Below are 17,351 nucleotides of genomic sequence, written 5' to 3'. Positions count from 1 at the left end.
AGGCATGGCGATCGCCGCCCGAGTGTCCGCATGCTGGAACGGACTATCCGGTTCCCGAGATCCGTCCCATCATGTAACCTGCACGAAATTTCGCAGAGGGCCAACGTCGTCCCTCGGCTATTCATATGCCACGACGACGACGGGAGAGCCGATGCGTTCCGACGCCTGGTCGCCCATGGACGGTCGACCCGCCCCGCAGGGGATGTACGACCCCCGTAACGAACACGACGCCTGCGGTGTCGGGTTCGTGGCCACCCTGACCGGTGAGGCCAGCCATGAGCTGGTCGAGCAGGCGCTGACCGTACTGCGCAATCTCGAACACCGGGGTGCCACCGGCTCCGAGCCGGACTCCGGTGACGGCGCCGGCATCCTGCTCCAGGTGCCGGACGCGTTCCTGCGCGAGGTCACCTCCTTCGAGCTGCCCGAGGCCGGTGCGTACGCCGTCGGCATCGCCTTCCTGCCCGTCGAGGACAACGCCTCGGCCGTGGCGAAGATCGAGGCCATCGCCGCCGAGGAGGGCCTGGACGTCCTCGGCTGGCGCGAGGTGCCCGTCACGCCCGAGCTGCTCGGCAACGGCGCCCGCGCCACCATGCCCGCCTTCCGGCAGATCTTCGTCGCCGACAGCACGTCCACCGGCATCGCGCTGGACCGCAAGGGCTTCGTCCTGCGCAAGCGCGCCGAGCGCGAGGCCGGGGTGTACTTCCCCTCGCTCTCCGCCCGGACGATCGTCTACAAGGGCATGCTCACCACCGGGCAGCTGGAGCCGTTCTTCCCGGACCTCTCCGACCGCCGGTTCGCCACCGCCGTCGCGCTGGTCCACTCGCGCTTCTCGACGAACACCTTCCCCTCCTGGCCGCTCGCCCACCCGTACCGCTTCGTCGCGCACAACGGCGAGATCAACACGGTCAAGGGCAACCGCAACTGGATGGTGGCCCGCGAGTCGCAGCTGGTCACCGAGCTGTTCGGGGAAGGCCGGGACGCCAAGGACCTGGAGCGGATCTTCCCGGTCTGTACGCCGGACGCCTCCGACTCCGCCTCCTTCGACGAGGTGCTGGAACTCCTCCACCTCGGCGGGCGCTCGCTGCCGCACTCCGTCCTGATGATGGTTCCCGAGGCGTGGGAGAACCACGACTCGATGGACCCGGACCGGCGCGCCTTCTACCAGTACCACGCCACGATGATGGAGCCCTGGGACGGCCCGGCCTGCGTCACCTTCACCGACGGCACCCAGGTCGGCGCGGTCCTCGACCGCAACGGTCTGCGCCCGGGCAGGTACTGGGTGACGGACGACGGACTCGTGGTCCTGTCGTCCGAGGTCGGCGTGCTCGACATCGACCCCGCGAAGGTCGTCCGCAAGGGGCGGCTGCAGCCCGGCAAGATGTTCCTCGTCGACACCGCCGAGCGGCGCATCATCGAGGACGACGAGATCAAGGCGGCGCTGGCCGCCGAGAAGCCGTACAAGGAGTGGCTGGAAACCGGCGAGATCGAGCTGGAGGACCTGCCCGAGCGCGAGCACATCGTGCACACGCACGCCTCGGTCACCCGCCGCCAGCAGACCTTCGGCTACACCGAGGAAGAGCTGCGCGTCATCCTCGCGCCGATGGCCCGCACCGGCGGCGAGCCGCTCGGCTCGATGGGCACGGACTCGCCGATCGCGGCCCTCTCCGAGCGCCCCCGGCTGCTCTTCGACTACTTCACCCAGCTGTTCGCGCAGGTCACCAACCCGCCGCTGGACGCCATCCGCGAGGAGCTCGTCACCTCGCTGCGCTCCTCGCTCGGCCCGCAGGGCAATCTGCTCGACCCGACCGCCGCGTCCTGCCGCAGTGTCACGCTGCCCTTCCCGGTGATCGACAACGACGAGCTGGCGAAGCTGATACACATCAACGCCGACGGCGACATGCCGGGGATGAAGGCCGCCACGCTCTCCGGCCTCTACCGGGTCTCCGGCGGCGGCGCCGCGCTCGCCGAGCGCATCGAGGCCATCCGGGCCGAGGCCGACGCCGCCATCGAGGACGGCGCCCGACTGATCGTCCTCTCCGACCGGCACTCCGACGCCGAGCACGCGCCGATCCCGTCGCTGCTGCTCACCGCCGCCGTCCACCACCACCTCATCCGTACGAAGCAGCGCACCCAGGTGGGTCTGCTCGTCGAGGCCGGTGATGTGCGCGAGGTGCACCACGTCGCGCTGCTCATCGGCTACGGCGCCGCGGCCGTCAACCCGTACCTGGCGATGGAGTCCGTCGAGGACCTGGTCCGCGCGGGCACCTTCATCGAGGGCCTGGAGCCCGAGCAGGCCATCCGCAACCTGATCTACGCGCTCGGCAAGGGCGTCCTCAAGGTGATGTCCAAGATGGGCATCTCGACCGTCGCCTCCTACCGGGGCGCCCAGGTCTTCGAGGCCGTCGGCCTCGACGAGGAGTTCGTCGGCACGTACTTCATCGGCACCGCCACCAAGATCGGCGGCGCCGGCATCGACGTCGTCGCCAAGGAGGTCGCCGCCCGGCACGCCAAGGCGTACCCCGTCTCCGGCATCGCGGCCACCCACCGCGCCCTGGAGATCGGCGGCGAGTACCAGTGGCGCCGCGAGGGCGAGCCGCACCTGTTCGACCCGGAGACGGTCTTCCGCCTCCAGCACGCCACCCGCGGCCGCCGGTACGACATCTTCAAGAAGTACACCGAGCGCGTGAACGAGCAGTCCGAGCGGCTGATGACGCTCCGCGGGCTCTTCGGCTTCTCCTCGGACCGCCCCTCGATCTCCATCGACGAGGTCGAGCCGGTCTCCGAGATCGTCAAGCGCTTCTCCACGGGCGCCATGTCGTACGGCTCGATCTCGCGCGAGGCGCACGAGACGCTCGCCATCGCCATGAACCAGCTGGGCGGCAAGTCCAACACCGGTGAGGGAGGCGAGGACCCGGACCGTCTGTACGACCCGGCGCGCCGCTCCTCCATCAAGCAGGTCGCCTCCGGCCGCTTCGGTGTGACCTCCGAGTACCTGGTCAACGCGGACGACATCCAGATCAAGATGGCGCAGGGCGCCAAGCCCGGCGAGGGCGGCCAGCTGCCCGGCCACAAGGTCTACCCGTGGGTCGCCAAGACCCGGCACTCCACCCCGGGCGTCGGCCTCATCTCGCCGCCGCCGCACCACGACATCTACTCCATCGAGGATCTGGCCCAGCTGATCCACGACCTCAAGAACGCCAACCCGGCGGCACGTATCCACGTGAAGCTGGTCTCCGAGGTCGGTGTCGGCACGGTCGCCGCGGGTGTCTCCAAGGCGCACGCGGACGTCGTCCTCATCTCCGGCCACGACGGCGGCACGGGCGCTTCTCCTCTGACGAGTCTCAAGCACGCGGGCGGCCCCTGGGAGCTCGGCCTCGCCGAGACCCAGCAGACCCTGCTGCTCAACGGCCTGCGCGACCGGATCGTGGTGCAGACGGACGGCCAGCTCAAGACCGGCCGTGACGTGATCATCGCCGCGCTGCTCGGCGCCGAGGAGTTCGGTTTCGCGACCGCGCCGCTCGTCGTCTCCGGCTGCGTCATGATGCGCGTCTGCCACCTGGACACCTGCCCGGTCGGCATCGCCACCCAGAACCCGGTGCTGCGCGACCGGTTCTCCGGCAAGGCCGAGTACGTCGTCAACTTCTTCCAGTTCATCGCCGAAGAGGTCCGCGAGCTCCTCGCCGAGCTCGGTTTCCGTACGATCGAGGAGGCCGTCGGCCACGCCGAGCTCCTCGACACCAGCCGCGCGGTGCGCCACTGGAAGGCGCAGGGCCTCGACCTGGACGCGCTCTTCTACGTGCCCGAGCTGCCCGAGGGCGCGGTGCGCCACGCCCGGGTCGAGCAGGACCACGGCCTGGCGAAGGCGCTCGACAACGAGCTCATCGAGCTCGCCGCCGACGCGCTGGGCGCCGCCTCCGCCGAGGCCGCCCAGCCGGTCCGCGCCCAGATCGCGATCCGCAACATCAACCGGACCGTCGGCACCATGCTCGGCCACGAGGTGACCAAGAAGTTCGGCGGTGCGGGCCTGCCCGACGACACCATAGACGTCACCTTCACCGGCTCGGCCGGCCAGTCCTTCGGCGCCTTCCTCCCGCGCGGTGTGACGCTGCGCCTGGAGGGCGACGCCAACGACTACGTCGGCAAGGGCCTCTCCGGCGGCCGCGTGATCGTCCGCCCGGACCGGGGCGCCGACCACCTCGCCGAGTACTCGACCATCGCGGGCAACACCATCGCGTACGGCGCGACCGGCGGCGAGCTGTTCCTGCGCGGCCGCACCGGCGAGCGGTTCTGCGTCCGCAACTCCGGCGCCCTGGTGGTCTCGGAGGGCGTGGGCGACCACGGCTGCGAGTACATGACCGGCGGCCACGCGGTGGTCCTGGGCGAGACCGGGCGCAACTTCGCGGCCGGTATGTCCGGCGGCATCGCGTACGTGATCGACCTCGACCCGAACCACGTCAACTCCGGCAACCTGGCGGCGGTCGAGGCCCCCTCGGCGGCCGACAAGCAGTGGCTGCACGACGTCGTGCGCCGCCACCAGGAGGAGACCGGCTCCACGGTCGCCGAGAAGCTGCTCGCCGACTGGCCCGTCGCGGCGGAGCGCTTCAGCAAGATCATCCCGTCCACGTACAAGGCAGTGCTCGCCGCCAAGGAAGCCGCTGAGCTCGCCGGTCTCTCCGAGCAGGAGACCACCGAGAAGATGATGGAGGCGGCGACCAATGGCTGACCCCAAGGGCTTTCTCACCACCGGTCGCGAGGTCGCCCAGACCCGCCCCGTGGCCGAGCGCGTCAAGGACTGGAACGAGGTCTACGTTCCCGGCTCGCTGCTGCCGATCATCAGCAAGCAGGCCGGGCGCTGCATGGACTGCGGCATCCCGTTCTGCCACAACGGCTGTCCGCTGGGGAACCTGATCCCCGAGTGGAACGACTACGCCTACCGCGAGGACTGGTCGGCGGCCTCCGAGCGGCTGCACGCCACCAACAACTTCCCGGAGTTCACCGGGCGGCTGTGCCCGGCTCCCTGCGAGTCGGCGTGCGTGCTCGGCATCAACCAGCCCGCCGTCACCATCAAGAACGTCGAAGTCTCCATCATCGACAAGGCGTGGGACAGCGGCGACGTCACCCCGCAGCCGCCGGAGCGGCTCTCCGGCAAGACCGTCGCGGTCATCGGCTCGGGCCCGGCGGGCCTGGCCGCCGCCCAGCAGCTGACCCGGGCCGGTCACACGGTGGCGGTGTACGAGCGCGCCGACCGCATCGGCGGCCTCCTGCGCTACGGCATCCCCGAGTTCAAGATGGAGAAGGTGCACATCAACCGCCGCATCGAGCAGATGCGCGCGGAGGGCACCAAGTTCCGCACCGAGGTCGAGATCGGCCGCGACATCGACGCGGCGAAGCTGCGCAGGCGCTACGACGCGGTGGTCATCGCGGCCGGCGCCACGGTCTCCCGCGACCTGCCGGTCCCCGGCCGCGAGCTGGGCGGCATCCACTTCGCCATGGAGTACCTGCCGCTGGCGAACAAGGTGCAGGAGGGCGACTTCGTGGCGCCGCCGCTCACCGCCGAGGGCAAGCACGTCGTCGTGATCGGCGGCGGTGACACGGGCGCGGACTGCGTGGGCACCGCCCACCGCCAGGGCGCGGCCTCGGTCACCCAGCTGGAGATCATGCCGCAGCCGAGCGAGGACCGGCCGACCGGCCAGCCCTGGCCGACCTTCCCGATGCTCTACAAGGTCACCTCGGCCCACGAGGAGGGCGGCGAGCGGGTCTACTCGGTCTCCACCACCCACTTCGAGGGCGACGAGGACGGCAACGTCCAGTTCCTGCACCTGGTCGAGGTCGAGTTCGTCGACGGCAAGCTGACCCAGAAGCCGGGCACCGAGCGGAAGATCCCCGCGCAGCTGGTCACCCTCGCCATGGGCTTCACCGGCACCGACCAGGCCAACGGCCTGGTCCAGCAGTTCGGCCTGAAGCTCGACGAGCGCGGCAACGTCGCACGCGACGCGGACTTCGCGACCAATGTCGACGGAGTGTACGTGGCCGGTGACGCGGGCCGCGGCCAGTCCTTGATCGTCTGGGCGATCGCGGAGGGCCGTTCGGCAGCACGTGGTGTGGACCGGTACCTTACGGGGAGGAGCGCACTGCCCGCCCCGATCCGTCCGACGGACCGGGCGCTGACGGTCTAGTCCGCTCCACCCAAATCGTTCCGTACAACGGTGTACGGGCTGCGCCGGATCGGGGGGATACCCCGGACCCCCGCAGCGCGGCGCCTGCCCCACTGTCCCCGACCGGACGACTGGGCGGGCGCCGCGGCGCGTCACCCCTTGCGGCCCTCGGCCCGCAGCTCCCGGAACTCCACCCGCGCGTCCTCCGTGTACGCCCCCAGGGCGCCCTGGAGGTAGGGGCGCTCGGTGTCCGTGAAGTTGGCGAGGCCCGCCGTGTCCACGGCCACCCGGAGGTGGCCGCCCTCCTGCTGGACCCGGACCGTGTACCCCTTGCCGACCGGGAAGCCCCGCTCGCCTGTCGCCAGGAAGCGCTGGCCGCCGGGGTAGGCGGGATCGCGCTTGCCCAGTTCCCAGCCGTTGGGCTTGAGGGTCATGTAGTAGAAGTGCTCCGGGTCGGTGTACGCCCACACCAGCCAGGCCACCTCCCAGGTGTTCGGCGCCGGGGTGCGCAGCTGCTCGACCGTACGCATCCGGGCCTCGTAGCGGACGTCGCCGTACACGGCCCGGCTCACCACGAGGCCCGCGTGGGTGGTGCCGGGGTCGGTGGCCCGCCGCGGGGCAAGGTCCAGGGCGTCGTCGTCCCCCGTGTTGACGCCGTGGCCGTTGAACACCGACTGCCAGCGGCCGTGTGCCGTGCCGTCGGCCCAGGGTTCGCGCGGCGCCGGGCCCCCGTCGGCCACGCACCTGCTCAGCCCGAAGGCCCCGGCCGCCAGCAGGGCGGCGGCCAGGACCAGGGCGGTGGCTCTGCGTCTGCGGCCACCGGGCCCGGCCGGCGGGTCCGGACGCCGCAGACGCGGGGCTGTCGTCATGCCGTCGAGTATGGACCCGGTCCGCCGCTCGTGGGGCGCGCAGGCAGCAAGGGCACGGGGGCGGACGGGACTTCGGCCGCGAAGTCCTCGGTGAGCTGGGTGACGATCCGGGCGGTCGCGCCGCCGTCCCCGTACGGATTGCCCGCCGTCGCCATCCGCCGGTACGCGCCGGGGTCGTCGAGGAGCGCGGCCGCCGCGCTCACGATCGCCTCCGGATCCGTGCCGATGAGCCGGGCCGCCCCGACCTCCACCGCCTCCGGCCGCTCGGTGGTGGTCCGCAGCACCAGTGCGGGCTTGCCGAGGCTGGGCGCCTCCTCCTGGATGCCGCCGGAGTCGGTCAGCACGAGGTCGCAGCCCGCGAGCGTGGCCGTGAAGTCCGGGTAGTCCAGCGGCTCGACCAGGGTGATGCCGGGTTGGCCGGTAAGCGGCAGCAGTGCCTCGCGCACCGCCGGGCTCTTGTGCAGCGGGATCACGATCTCCACGTCGCCCCGCTCGGCGAGCCGGCCCAGCGCCCGGCCCATCGCACGCATCCGGGCGCCCTGGTTCTCCCGGCGGTGCAGGGTGACCAGGATCCGCCGCCGCGCGGTGCGGAACGCGCACTGCCCGAGCCCCTCGGCGAGCGCCCAGTGGAGGTTGTCGATGACGGTGTTGCCGGTGGTGAAGATCTGGCCCTCGGGGATGCCCTCGGCCCGCAGATGCCGGGCGGCGCGCTCGGTGGGGGCGAAGTGCCAGCGCGCGATCCGCCCGATGAGGCAGCGGTTGAGCTCCTCGGGGAACGGGTTGTCCAGGACCCCGGTGCGCAGCCCCGCCTCCACGTGCGCGACGGGGATGCGCTCGTAGAACGCGGCGAGCGCCCCGGCCAGCGCGGTCGTCGTGTCGCCCTGGACCACCACCAGGTCGGGCCGCTCCCTGCGCAGGAGCTGGCCGAGCCCCTCCACCAGACGGGACGTCAGATCGGAGAGCTGCTGGCGGTTGCGCATCACGTCGAGGGCGTGGCGGACGTCGACCCCCAGGAGCCCCAGCATCTGGTGGAGCATCTCGCGGTGCTGGCCGGTGGTCACGACGACCGGCTCGAACTCCGTACCGCCGGCCAGCGCCCGGGCGAGCGGCGCCAGTTTGATCGCCTCGGGCCGGGTCCCGAGCACCAGCATGGCCCGTACGGGCGCGGCGGAAGGAAACGCGGACATGGCAGACATAGGTCCCCCCTATGACAAGGACGAGCACGATGAGAGAAGTGAGAGATGCGCCTATGAGCCCCGGCGCGGGGTCGCCGCTCAGGTGCGGGCGGTCTTGAGCCAGGTGGTCTTGCCGGTCGCCATCCGCCACAGCCCCATCCATCCGGCGGCGAACCAGATGTAGCCGTAGAACACGAAGACGTGGGCGACAAGCACCGACCGCACGAGCCCCAACTCCCGCTCGCGCTTGGCGTACACGAAGCCGTACGCGTACGCGGCGGTGAAGGAGAGCACGTACGGGCCGAGCAGCCACATCGGTGACACCAGCGCCCTGCCCGCCTCGACGGAGGCGAGGACCGTGCCGCCGAGGGCGACCAGGAAGGACAGCGGCAGCAGCGAGGTGAGCAGGATCAGCACCGGGCTGGAGAGGTGGTACAGCAGGTCGAGCGCCGGGCGGGTCGGGACCTCCCGCAGGATGAGCGGGACGAGTCCGGCCGACTGGAGGTGGCCCTGGAACCAGCGGGATCGCTGCCGTACCAGGCGCCGCAGGGTGAGGACGGCCTGCTGGGAGACCGAGGCCGAGGTGCAGTGCTGGGTGACCCAGCCCTTGGCGATCAGCCGTACGCCGAGGTCCAGGTCCTCGGTGAGGCTGTCGCTCCAGGGGCCGCCGGGCCCCAGGGTGTGGAGCGCCGACAGCCGCATGAACTGGCCGTTGCCGCCCATGCCGACGCTGCCGATGAAGCGGCGCGCGCTCTGGAAGACATCGCCGTAGACCACGAACTCCATGTCCTGGAGGCGGGCGAGCAGTTTGGTGCCCCGGTTGTACATCCGCACGCAGATCTGGGTGGCTCCGGTGCGGGGGTCGTCGAAGAACGGGTCGACGGACTGGACGACATGGGCGTCGAGGCGCCCGTCCGCGTCGACCACGCAGAGGATGACGTCGTCCGGATCGTGCCCGTCGAGCACCCCGGATTCGGCCAGGAACCGTACGCCGTCGTTGAGCGCGGCCCCCTTGCCGCGCCGGGCGTCCGGCAGTTCGCGCCGGTGGAGCAGGACCCGCTCGGGGCCCGCCGCCAGGGCGATCTCGGACGTACGGTCGTCCGAGGCGTCGTCGATGACCAGAGCCAGGAAATTCCCGGCGGGAAGTGCGGTGATCCGTGCCAGGCTCTCGGCCAGCACCTGCTCTTCATTGAGGCAGGCGAGAAGAAATACATAGAGCCTTTCTTTGCGCGGTCCTTTTCTGCGGGGCGCCCGGCGCCTGGAGAGCAGAAAGAGACCGGTGTTGTAGCAGCCCGCCATGAGAATGATGGAAATGCTGGACCACAGCAGCAGTTCGACGATCATTTCTGCCCCAGGTCGTCGGGGTGTGCCCCGTCGGGCTGAATATTCGAACCGGTGTGCCAGCGGAGCCGAATTCTGATCGATATGAGGATGCAGGCGACCAGGCAGTAGAGAACGAAGCCCGCACCCGCTGTGGCCTGCAGAGCCTTGGCCAAAGGTAGGCCCGGCACGGCCTCGGGTGCCGCCGCCATCCCCGCCAGCGGCAGCACTGTGCCCAAGGCAGGTTTTCCGTACATGGGTTCCCCCCCATTTTTACCCACACGTTTCCGCGTGAGATGGCGAACGTAGCAGGTTCGGAGAGTGCCGCGAGCGCGAAGTTAAAAGTTCATGGATCGAATCAGGGGGCGCGGGGTGCATTCGGAGTGGGGGCCGTGCGCTATTGACACACTTTGCGGTCGGCCAGAAGAATCGTGGCCCTCATTCGACCAGGGTCCCGGCCGGGAAAACCGGCAAGGTTCCCTGGTCTGCCATTCCATGGCAAAGAGGGGGGCAATCACTCATGAAATCCTTGAGAAGAGCGACCGTGCGCAGGCGGCGGGGCCGGCGCCGGATCTCCGTCGTGTTCCTGTTGATGGCGGTGCTGGTGGGCACCGCGTTCGCGGCCTCGGCCGCGTCACCGGACGGCCGCCCGCCGCGGCCGGAGTCGATCGCACCGACCGCGAACGTCAACCGGGTGGGCCTGGCCGACTGGGCGAAGGCCCACCTCGCGGCGGACACCCGGCGCCGGGCGGCGCCGCGGTCACCCGTCAAGGAGCTCCTGTCGACGGTGACGTCCACCGTGCGAGAGCTCCTCGCGGCGGCCGCGCCCGAGACGACCTCGACGCTGGTCCTGTACGACACCACGGGCCCCTACGGGTACCTCGGTGAGCTGTACGCCATGGCCACGGCCAACCTCGGCGGTCACTTCGGCACCGTCACCGCCAAGCCGGTCTCCCAGTACACCGCCGGGATGCTCGGCCAGTACACGGCGGCCGTCTACGTCGGTTCCACCTACTACGGCGGCTCCCTGCCGGACGCCGTGCCGGCCGCCTTCTACCAGGACGTCCAGGCCTCGACGACCCCGGTGACCTGGGTCGGCGACAACATCTGGAACATGGGCAACGCGGTGGGGGTCGCGCAGTTCACCCAGAAGTACGGCTGGGACCCGACCACCTCGTACTTCGAGGACGGCGGCTCCGTCGGCAACGTCAGCCAGGTCGCCTACGGAGGCCAGAACCTCACCCGGAAGATCCCGGCCGGGCAGGACGGCGGCGTGCTGCGCCCCAACATCCTGACCGGTAGCGGCTATCCGGCGGTCACCAGGGTGGCCGAGGCGCTGGACTCCGCGAGCGGCAGGACGTTCCCGTGGGCGGTGCGGTCGGCCAACCTCACCTATGTCGGGGAGATCCCGTTCACCTATGTCTCCGAGAGCGACCGCGTGATCGCCTTCGAGGACATGCTCCACGACTCGCTGGCCCCCGGCACCGCCGCCCGTCACCGGGCGATGGTCCGCCTGGAGGACATCAGCCCCGACGCCGACCCGGCACAGCTGCGGGCGATGGCGGACTACCTGTACTCCCAGCGGATTCCGTACGGCATCAATGTCATCCCGGTCTACAAGGATCCGCGGGGCGTCTACAGCGGGGGGACGCCGCAGACCGTGTCGCTCGCGCAGCGGCCGCAGGTCGTCTCGGCGCTGAAGTACATGCTGGCGCGCGGCGCCGTGCTGATGGAGCACGGCTACACGCACCAGTACGGGAACATCGACAACCCGTACACCGGGGTGACCGGCGACGACTTCGAGTTCTACCGGGCGCACGTGGACGCGGCGGACAGCGTCGTCTACGACGGGCCGGTGGCCGAGGACTCCACGTCCTGGGCGCAGTCCCGGATCACCGCGGGCCGCGCGGCGTTCACCGCGGCCGGGCTGCCCAGGCCCCTGCTGTGGACCACTCCGCACTACGCCGCCTCCGCCACGGACTACCGCCTCTTCGCGCAGAACTACTCGGCCCGGCTGGAACGTTCGCTGTACTTCGCCGGGACGCTGAGCGGTGGTACGGCGGAGCCGAACCGGTTCATCGGCCAGTTCTTCCCGTACGTCGTCAACGATGTGTACGGGACGAAGGTGCTGCCGGAGAACATCGGGAACTATGAGCCCGTGGCGTACAACAACCATCCCCCGCGGCTGCCCGCGGACCTGATCGCTTCGGCCAAGGCCAACCTGGCGGTCCGGGACGGCTTCGCGAGCTTCTTCTACCACCCCTACTATCCGGTCCAGCCGCTGAAGGACACGATCGACGGCATCAAGGCCCTCGGCTACACCTTCGTCAGCCCCGCGGCGCTGTGAGCACCACTCGAAAGAAGGCGGTCGCGGCTCTTGCCGCGGCCGCCGCGCTCGTGCTCGCGGGCTGCTCCGGGGAGCCGGGGGACGACTCCGGCCCGAGCCGGACCGGGGCCGCTGATGACCGTCAGGTGCGGGGGATGACGCTGCCGTCCTGGTCGGCGGACGACTACGACAGCCCGCGCGCCGAGACGTATCTGCGGGACATCGCGCACACCGGGGCGCGCTGGGTCGTCTTCACGCCCACCTGGTACCAGCGGACCACCAAGGACGTGGAGCAGCACCCCACCGGGGAGACCGCGAGCGACGCGAGCCTGCGGCGGATCACCGCCCTGGCGCACCGGGCCGGGCTCAAGGTCATGCTGAAGCCGCACGTGGACCTGGTGGACGGGACCGACCGGGCCGAGATCCGCCCCGCCGACCGGGCGGCCTGGTTCGCCTCGTACGAGAAGTTCATCACCCACTACGCGGCGATCGGGAACGACACGGGGGCCGAGCGGTTCGTGGTCGGCACCGAACTCGCTGGAGTGTCGGGCGACTTGGAGCCATGGCGGCGGGTGATCGCGGCGGTCCGCGCCCGCTACCGGGAGCCGCTGACGTACGCGGCCAACTACGACGAGTACGCCAAGGTCCCCTTCTGGCCGGAGCTCGACGTCATCGGCATCGACGCCTACTGGCCGCTGGGGTCGGCCCCCACGGCCGACGCGGGGAAGCTGGGCCGGGCCTGGCGGCCGGTCGCGGACGAACTGGCGGCCTTCTCCGGACGGCAGCACCGCAAGATCCTGTTCACCGAGGCCGGGTACACGAGCCAGCGCGGCTCGACCACGGCGCCGTACTCCTGGACGGTCAGCAAGCGCCAGGACACCGACGAACAGGCCGCCGGATACCGGGCGTTGCTGGACACCTTCACGGGCCGGGACTGGTGGGCCGGGGTGTGCTGGTGGATGTGGGACGACTGGCCGGACAGCGGGGAGACCCCGGCGAAGCTCGCGTACACGCCGCACGGCAAGCCGGCGGAGGAGGTGCTGAGGTCGCGGTGGGCGGGGAGTGGCGACGCTATTGACTAAAAGTCAAATCCGCTCCACTCTCGGGACCGGGCCGATGCCGCCGATGTCGCCGGGAGGTTTCCATGAGCACCGAAGCGCTGTCACGACTGGGTACGGAGCTGGGCGCACCGCCGCCGGAAAGCCTGGCGGGCCTGACGTCTGATCAGCTGACACTGCTCGCCACGGCATTGGCCGGTGAGCGGGCCTCCCGGGCCGCCGGTCTCGGCGAGGCCGCCGAGGAGGCGCTGAAGCTCGTCCCCGCGCTCGCCCGGGGCCCCGTCCGCCGCATCCTCTTCAAGTGAGCCGGTGACCGACATGGACAAGCTCCTCGGCCGCGCCGAGACGGAGAAGATCGCCCGCCTGCTCGGCCGCGACCCGGACGAACTCGCGTTCCTGTCCACTCTCCCCGCCGACGACCTGCGGCGGCTGCGCGAGCAGACCGTGGCCGCGCTCTTCGACGGCACACCGGAGATGCTCGACCGGATCGCCCGCGCCACCAAGCTGGTGCCCGCCGGGGTCGCGGCCGCGATCTCCCAGAAGGCGCTGGGGCCGCGTCTGGCGGCCGCCGTGGCGGGCAAACTCGAACCCGCCCGGGCCGCCGACATCATCGAGAAACTGCCGGTCGCCTTCACCGCCGAGTCGTGCGCGCACCTCGACCCGCGCCGCATCCCCGGCATCGTGGACCGCCTCGACGAGAACCTCCTCGTACGCGTCTCCGTCGCCCTGGCCGAACGCGGCGACCACCTCACCATGGGCCGCTTCGTGGGCCACCTGCGCGACTCGGCCCTCGAACGCATACTGCCGCAGGTCGAGGACGCGGTGGTGCTGAGGACGGGCAGCGTGATCGACCTGCCCCACCATCTGGGCCGCATAGTCGACTTGATGGGGGAGGAGCGCCTGGCGCGGATCGTGGCGTCGGCGGCGGACGGCCTGTGGCCCGAGGCGCTGGCCGTCGCGGGCCTGGTGACGGGCGACCGGCGCGCCCGTATCGCCACGCTCGCGGCGCGCCAGCCACCCAAAGCCCTCGACTCGCTCGTACGAACAGTGGCCGCCCAGGACCTGTGGGAGTCCCTGCTCCCCCTGGTGGCCCTCCTCTCCGACGACGACCGCCGCACGGTCGCCCTCCTCCCGTCCCTGCGCGACCCCGGGATCCTGACCGGAATCGTCCCGGCGGTGGTGGCCACGGGCCTGTGGGCGGAGTTCCTCCCCCTGGCCGAACTCCTCCCCGACGACTCCCGCGAGACGATCGCGGCCTCCGCGGCAGCCCTCACCGACGACGACCTGGACGCGCTCGCCCGCGAGGTCGACAAACGCGACCTGTGGGAACTGGTGCTGCCACTGGTCGAGTTGATGGACGATCCGTCGAAGGAGCGGATCTTCACCCTGCCGTCGTTCCAGGACCAGACACCTGGTTAGCCGGAACCGCTGCCGTGTCCTGTGGCGTACGCTCTGCGTTCCGCCGTACGCCCAGGGGTTCCGTGAACGGAGACGAGCAGCATGGCAGCGATTTCCCTGCGGAAGGTCGAGCAGGCCGCGCCCGCGCTCGTCTCCCTCTACAAGGCCGCCGCCGTCTCCCTGGAACACCACGGCCTGGCCGACGAGGAGGCCGCGGTCTACCTGGTCGTCGACTACTCGGGCTCGATGCGCCCGTACTACAAGAACGGCAGCGTGCAGGCGCTCGCCGACCGGGTCCTTGGCCTGTCCGCGCACCTCGACGACGACGGCCGGGTCCCGGTGGTCTTCTTCTCCACGGACATCGACGCGCAGACCGAGATCGGCATCGAGAACCACCACGGTCGGATCGAACGCATCGTCGCGAACCTGGGCCACATGGGGAGGACCAACTACCACCTGGCCATGGACGCGGTGATCGACCACTACCTGGAGAGCGGCGCCACCGCCCCCGCGCTCGTCGTCTTCCAGACCGACGGCGGCCCGAGCAGCAAGTTCGCCGCCGAGCGATACGTCTGCAAGGCCGCCGGGCTGCCGATGTTCTGGCAGTTCATCGGCTTCGGCGACCCCGGCAGTCGGCAGTTCGACTTTCTGCGCAAGCTCGACGAGCTGGCGGTCCCGGCGCTTCGGCCCGTCGACAACGCGGGGTTTTTCCACGCGGGCGCCGACCCGCGCCGGGTGACGGACGCGGAGCTCTACGACCGTCTCCTCGGGGAGTTCCCGCACTGGCTGCGGGCGGCGCGGGCGCGAGGGATCGTGCGAGAAGACGCCTAGGAGTACGCCGCCAGTACCTCCGCCCGGCAGGCGGCCGGTGTGCCCCAGGTGTCGCGTAGTGGGCGCGCCTTGCGGAGCCAGAGGGAGAGGTCCAGTTCCTCGGTGTAGCCGATCGCGCCGTGGAGCTGGAGCGCGGTCCGGGCCGCCGTGTACGCGGCCTCGCCCGCCGTCGCCTTTGCCGCCGCGAGGTCGCCCGGGGCGAGGGTGAGTGCCGCCCCGTACACCAGCGGCCGCGCGAACTCCACCGCGAGCAGCGTGTCCGCGAGCCGGTGCTTGACCGCCTGGAACGAGCCGATCGGCACCCCGAACTGGGTGCGCTGCTTGACGTACGCGACGGTCCGCCGCAGCAGTTCCTCGGCCACCCCGACCGCCTGGGCGGCCGCCGCGAGCCGGGCCCAGCGCACCGCGCACCCGATCGCCTCCGCCAACAGGGGACCGGTGGAGAGGAGTTCCCCTCCGGGGTCCGGGCGCGCGAGCCGCCGCGCCGGGTCGAGGGAGGCGAGGAGGGGGCCGTGGCCGGGGGCGAGCCGGAGCTCGGGGGCGGGGGTGGACGCGAGGCGGCGGCCGGGGTGCAACGCCCTGGCCTCTTCCGCCCCGCCCGCCCCCGTCGCCACCAGCACCACATTCGCCCCGTCCGGATCCAGCACGTACCCCCCGCCCTCCCCGTCCGGCACCGCCAGCGTGACGACGCGCTCGCCCGTGAGCAGGCCCGGCAGCAGGCGCTTGGCCGGGGCGGGGTCGCCGCCGTCCGCCAGGTGGCACAGCAGGGCCGTCGTCGCCGCCGTCTCCACCAGCGGTCCCGGCACCGCGTGACGGCCCAACTCCCGATAAGCCATGGCGAGTTCGACCGGGCGGCGGCCCATCCCGTCGTACGCCTCCGGCGCCGCGAGCGCGAACACTCCCGCCCCGGCGAGCCGCGCCCACAGTGCCCGGCCGGGCCCGTGGTCCCCGGCCGACCAGGACCGGACGGCCGACGGGGTGTCCGAGGCGGTCAGGAGCGCGTCCAGGGAGCGGGTGAAGTCGCGCTGCTCGGCGGTCGGCAGAAACCTCATCGGGGGCGGCCCTTCGGGAGGCCGAGCAGGCGCTCGGCGACGATGTCGCGCTGGATCTCGTTCGTACCGGCGTAGACGGGTCCGGCGAGCGCGAAGACGTATCCCTCTCCCCAGCCGTCGGGCGACTGGGCCAACTCGCCCTCCGCGCCCAGCAGTTCCAGCGCCGTCTCGTGCAGCGCGATGTCGTACTCCGACCAGAACAGCTTGTTCAGGCTCGACTCCGCGCCCATCTCCCCGCCCGCCGCGAAGCGGGACGCGCCCGCGTACGTGAACAGCTGATAGGCCCGCGCCCCGATCACTGCGTCCGCCACCCGGTCGCGCGCCCCGCGGTCCTCGCCGCGCTCGCGCCACAGCCGTACGAGCCGGTCGGCGGCGGCCAGGAAGCGGCCGGGGGAGCGCAGGGTCAGCCCGCGCTCGTTGCCGGTCGTGGACATCGCGATGCGCCAGCCCTGCCCCGGCTCCCCGATGACGTCCTCGTCGGGGACGAACACCTCGTCCAGGAACAGCTCCGCGAACGCCGGCCTGCCGTCGAGGCGGCCGATCGGGCGGACGGTGACTCCGGGGGCCCGCAGGTCGAACATCACGTAGGTCAGGCCCTGGTGGGGCCGGGGCGCCGCCGGGTCCGTACGGAAGATGCCGAAGGCGCGGTCGGCGAACGCGGCCCGCGACGACCACGTCTTCTGGCCCGAAAGCAGCCAGCCCCCGTCCGTGCGCACGGCCCGGGACCGCAGCGACGCCAGGTCGGACCCGGCCTCCGGCTCCGACCAGGCCTGCGCCCACACCACCGCCCCGCTCGCCATGTCCGGCAGCACCCGGGCGCGCTGTTCCTCCGTACCGTGGTCGAAGAGCGTCGGTGCGAGCAGGCTGATGCCGTTCTGGGAGACCCGGCCGGGCGCGCCCGCCGCCCAGTACTCCTCCTCGAAGGCCAGCCACCGGAAGATGTCGGCGCCCCGGCCCCCGAACCGCTCGGGCCAGGAGACGGCCGACCAGCGCCCGGCGTACAGCCCGGCCTCCCACTCCCGGTGCGCGGCGAAGCCCTCCGCCGTCTCCAGGGAGGGGAGCGGCGCGGCCGGCACATGGGCGGCGAGCCACGCCCGCGCCTCGGCGCGGAAGGCGTCCTCCTCGGCCGTGTGGTCCAAGTCCATTGCGGGGCCCGCCCCTTCGCGA

Annotated in this window: 13 protein-coding genes; 7 read left to right on the top strand and 6 right to left on the bottom strand. The window is 71.3% G+C overall.

Annotation, left to right across the window (positions count from 1 at the left end; translation table 11 throughout):
* The first annotated feature begins 151 nt into the window (after positions 1-151).
* Together gltB and OG965_RS12895 are read left to right on the top strand one after the other, a co-directional pair.
* Entirely contained in the window at positions 152-4,723 is a 4,572-nt protein-coding gene (gene gltB / locus OG965_RS12900) for a glutamate synthase large subunit (RefSeq protein ID WP_371652162.1), read from the top strand.
* Positions 4,716-6,176 carry a glutamate synthase subunit beta gene (locus OG965_RS12895; protein WP_371652161.1) on the top strand — a complete coding sequence of 487 codons (1,461 nt, stop codon included), beginning with the start codon at positions 4,716-4,718 and terminating at the stop codon, positions 6,174-6,176. Before gltB ends, OG965_RS12895 begins: the two co-directional genes overlap by 8 nt.
* Before the next feature lie 131 nt (positions 6,177-6,307).
* On the opposite strand, the gene OG965_RS12890 is transcribed toward OG965_RS12895, so the two are convergent.
* From OG965_RS12890 to OG965_RS12875, 4 genes are all read right to left on the bottom strand, one after another.
* Positions 6,308-7,024: a calcium-binding protein gene (locus OG965_RS12890; protein ID WP_371652160.1), complete on the bottom strand. Its 717-nt coding sequence runs from the start codon at positions 7,022-7,024 to the stop codon at positions 6,308-6,310.
* Positions 7,021-8,211, bottom strand: coding sequence for a non-hydrolyzing UDP-N-acetylglucosamine 2-epimerase (wecB, locus tag OG965_RS12885; RefSeq protein WP_371652159.1), 1,191 nt, complete (start codon positions 8,209-8,211; stop codon positions 7,021-7,023). Before wecB ends, OG965_RS12890 begins: the two co-directional genes overlap by 4 nt.
* Positions 8,212-8,298: 87 nt before the next feature.
* Positions 8,299-9,543 (bottom strand): glycosyltransferase family 2 protein, encoded by a 1,245-nt coding sequence (locus tag OG965_RS12880; RefSeq protein ID WP_371652158.1) that lies wholly within the window; start codon positions 9,541-9,543, stop codon positions 8,299-8,301.
* Positions 9,540-9,758 carry a hypothetical protein gene (locus tag OG965_RS12875; RefSeq protein WP_371652157.1) on the bottom strand — a complete coding sequence of 73 codons (219 nt, stop codon included), beginning with the start codon at positions 9,756-9,758 and terminating at the stop codon, positions 9,540-9,542. The genes OG965_RS12880 and OG965_RS12875 overlap by 4 nt, the downstream gene beginning before the upstream one ends.
* A gap of 305 nt (positions 9,759-10,063) precedes the next feature.
* Here OG965_RS12875 and OG965_RS12870 point away from each other — a divergent pair, with 305 nt between their 5' ends.
* The 5 genes from OG965_RS12870 (at position 10,064) to OG965_RS12850 (ending at position 15,132) form a co-directional block, all read left to right on the top strand.
* A complete protein-coding gene (locus OG965_RS12870) occupies positions 10,064-11,866 on the top strand; it encodes a DUF2334 domain-containing protein (protein WP_371652156.1) in 1,803 nt (600 codons plus the stop codon).
* Positions 11,863-12,927, top strand: a complete 1,065-nt coding sequence (locus OG965_RS12865) for a hypothetical protein (RefSeq protein WP_371652154.1) — start codon at positions 11,863-11,865, stop codon at positions 12,925-12,927. The genes OG965_RS12870 and OG965_RS12865 overlap by 4 nt, the downstream gene beginning before the upstream one ends.
* 62 nt (positions 12,928-12,989) lie before the next feature.
* The gene (locus OG965_RS12860) at positions 12,990-13,208 is read left to right on the top strand and encodes a hypothetical protein (RefSeq protein WP_371652152.1); all 219 of its coding nucleotides are present in this window, start codon (positions 12,990-12,992) and stop codon (positions 13,206-13,208) included.
* Positions 13,209-13,221: 13 nt separating this feature from the next.
* Positions 13,222-14,322, top strand: a complete 1,101-nt coding sequence (locus tag OG965_RS12855; RefSeq protein WP_371656930.1) for a hypothetical protein — start codon at positions 13,222-13,224, stop codon at positions 14,320-14,322.
* An 81-nt stretch (positions 14,323-14,403) separates the two neighbouring features.
* Positions 14,404-15,132, top strand: a complete 729-nt coding sequence (locus OG965_RS12850; protein WP_371652151.1) for a VWA domain-containing protein — start codon at positions 14,404-14,406, stop codon at positions 15,130-15,132.
* Here OG965_RS12850 and OG965_RS12845 read toward each other — a convergent pair.
* Both OG965_RS12845 and OG965_RS12840 read right to left on the bottom strand, forming a co-directional pair.
* Positions 15,129-16,184, bottom strand: coding sequence for an acyl-CoA dehydrogenase family protein (locus OG965_RS12845; RefSeq protein ID WP_371652150.1), 1,056 nt, complete (start codon positions 16,182-16,184; stop codon positions 15,129-15,131). The two genes, OG965_RS12850 and OG965_RS12845, sit on opposite strands and share 4 nt — an antisense overlap.
* Positions 16,181-17,329: an acyl-CoA dehydrogenase family protein gene (locus OG965_RS12840; RefSeq protein ID WP_371652148.1), complete on the bottom strand. Its 1,149-nt coding sequence runs from the start codon at positions 17,327-17,329 to the stop codon at positions 16,181-16,183. Before OG965_RS12840 ends, OG965_RS12845 begins: the two co-directional genes overlap by 4 nt.
* Positions 17,330-17,351 lie beyond the last annotated feature (22 nt).

Source organism: Streptomyces sp. NBC_00224, from assembly GCF_041435195.1.
In the GTDB taxonomy this organism is placed as follows: domain Bacteria; phylum Actinomycetota; class Actinomycetes; order Streptomycetales; family Streptomycetaceae; genus Streptomyces.
Note: the sequence above shows the minus strand (reverse complement) of the source record. Positions and strands in the feature narration are given on the sequence as shown.

Excerpts from the sequence above, each read along its gene's own strand:
- OG965_RS12890 (WP_371652160.1), bottom strand. The coding sequence starts at position 7,024 with ATGACGACAGCCCCGCGTCTGCGGCGTCCGGACCCGCCGGCCGGGCCC.
- OG965_RS12845 (WP_371652150.1), bottom strand. The coding sequence starts at position 16,184 with ATGAGGTTTCTGCCGACCGCCGAGCAGCGCGACTTCACCCGCTCCCTG.
- OG965_RS12840 (WP_371652148.1), bottom strand. The coding sequence starts at position 17,329 with ATGGACTTGGACCACACGGCCGAGGAGGACGCCTTCCGCGCCGAGGCG.
- gltB (WP_371652162.1), top strand. The coding sequence starts at position 152 with ATGCGTTCCGACGCCTGGTCGCCCATGGACGGTCGACCCGCCCCGCAG.
- wecB (WP_371652159.1), bottom strand. The coding sequence starts at position 8,211 with ATGTCCGCGTTTCCTTCCGCCGCGCCCGTACGGGCCATGCTGGTGCTC.
- OG965_RS12855 (WP_371656930.1), top strand. The coding sequence starts at position 13,222 with ATGGACAAGCTCCTCGGCCGCGCCGAGACGGAGAAGATCGCCCGCCTG.
- OG965_RS12895 (WP_371652161.1), top strand. The coding sequence starts at position 4,716 with ATGGCTGACCCCAAGGGCTTTCTCACCACCGGTCGCGAGGTCGCCCAG.
- OG965_RS12860 (WP_371652152.1), top strand. The coding sequence starts at position 12,990 with ATGAGCACCGAAGCGCTGTCACGACTGGGTACGGAGCTGGGCGCACCG.
- OG965_RS12880 (WP_371652158.1), bottom strand. The coding sequence starts at position 9,543 with ATGATCGTCGAACTGCTGCTGTGGTCCAGCATTTCCATCATTCTCATG.
- OG965_RS12850 (WP_371652151.1), top strand. The coding sequence starts at position 14,404 with ATGGCAGCGATTTCCCTGCGGAAGGTCGAGCAGGCCGCGCCCGCGCTC.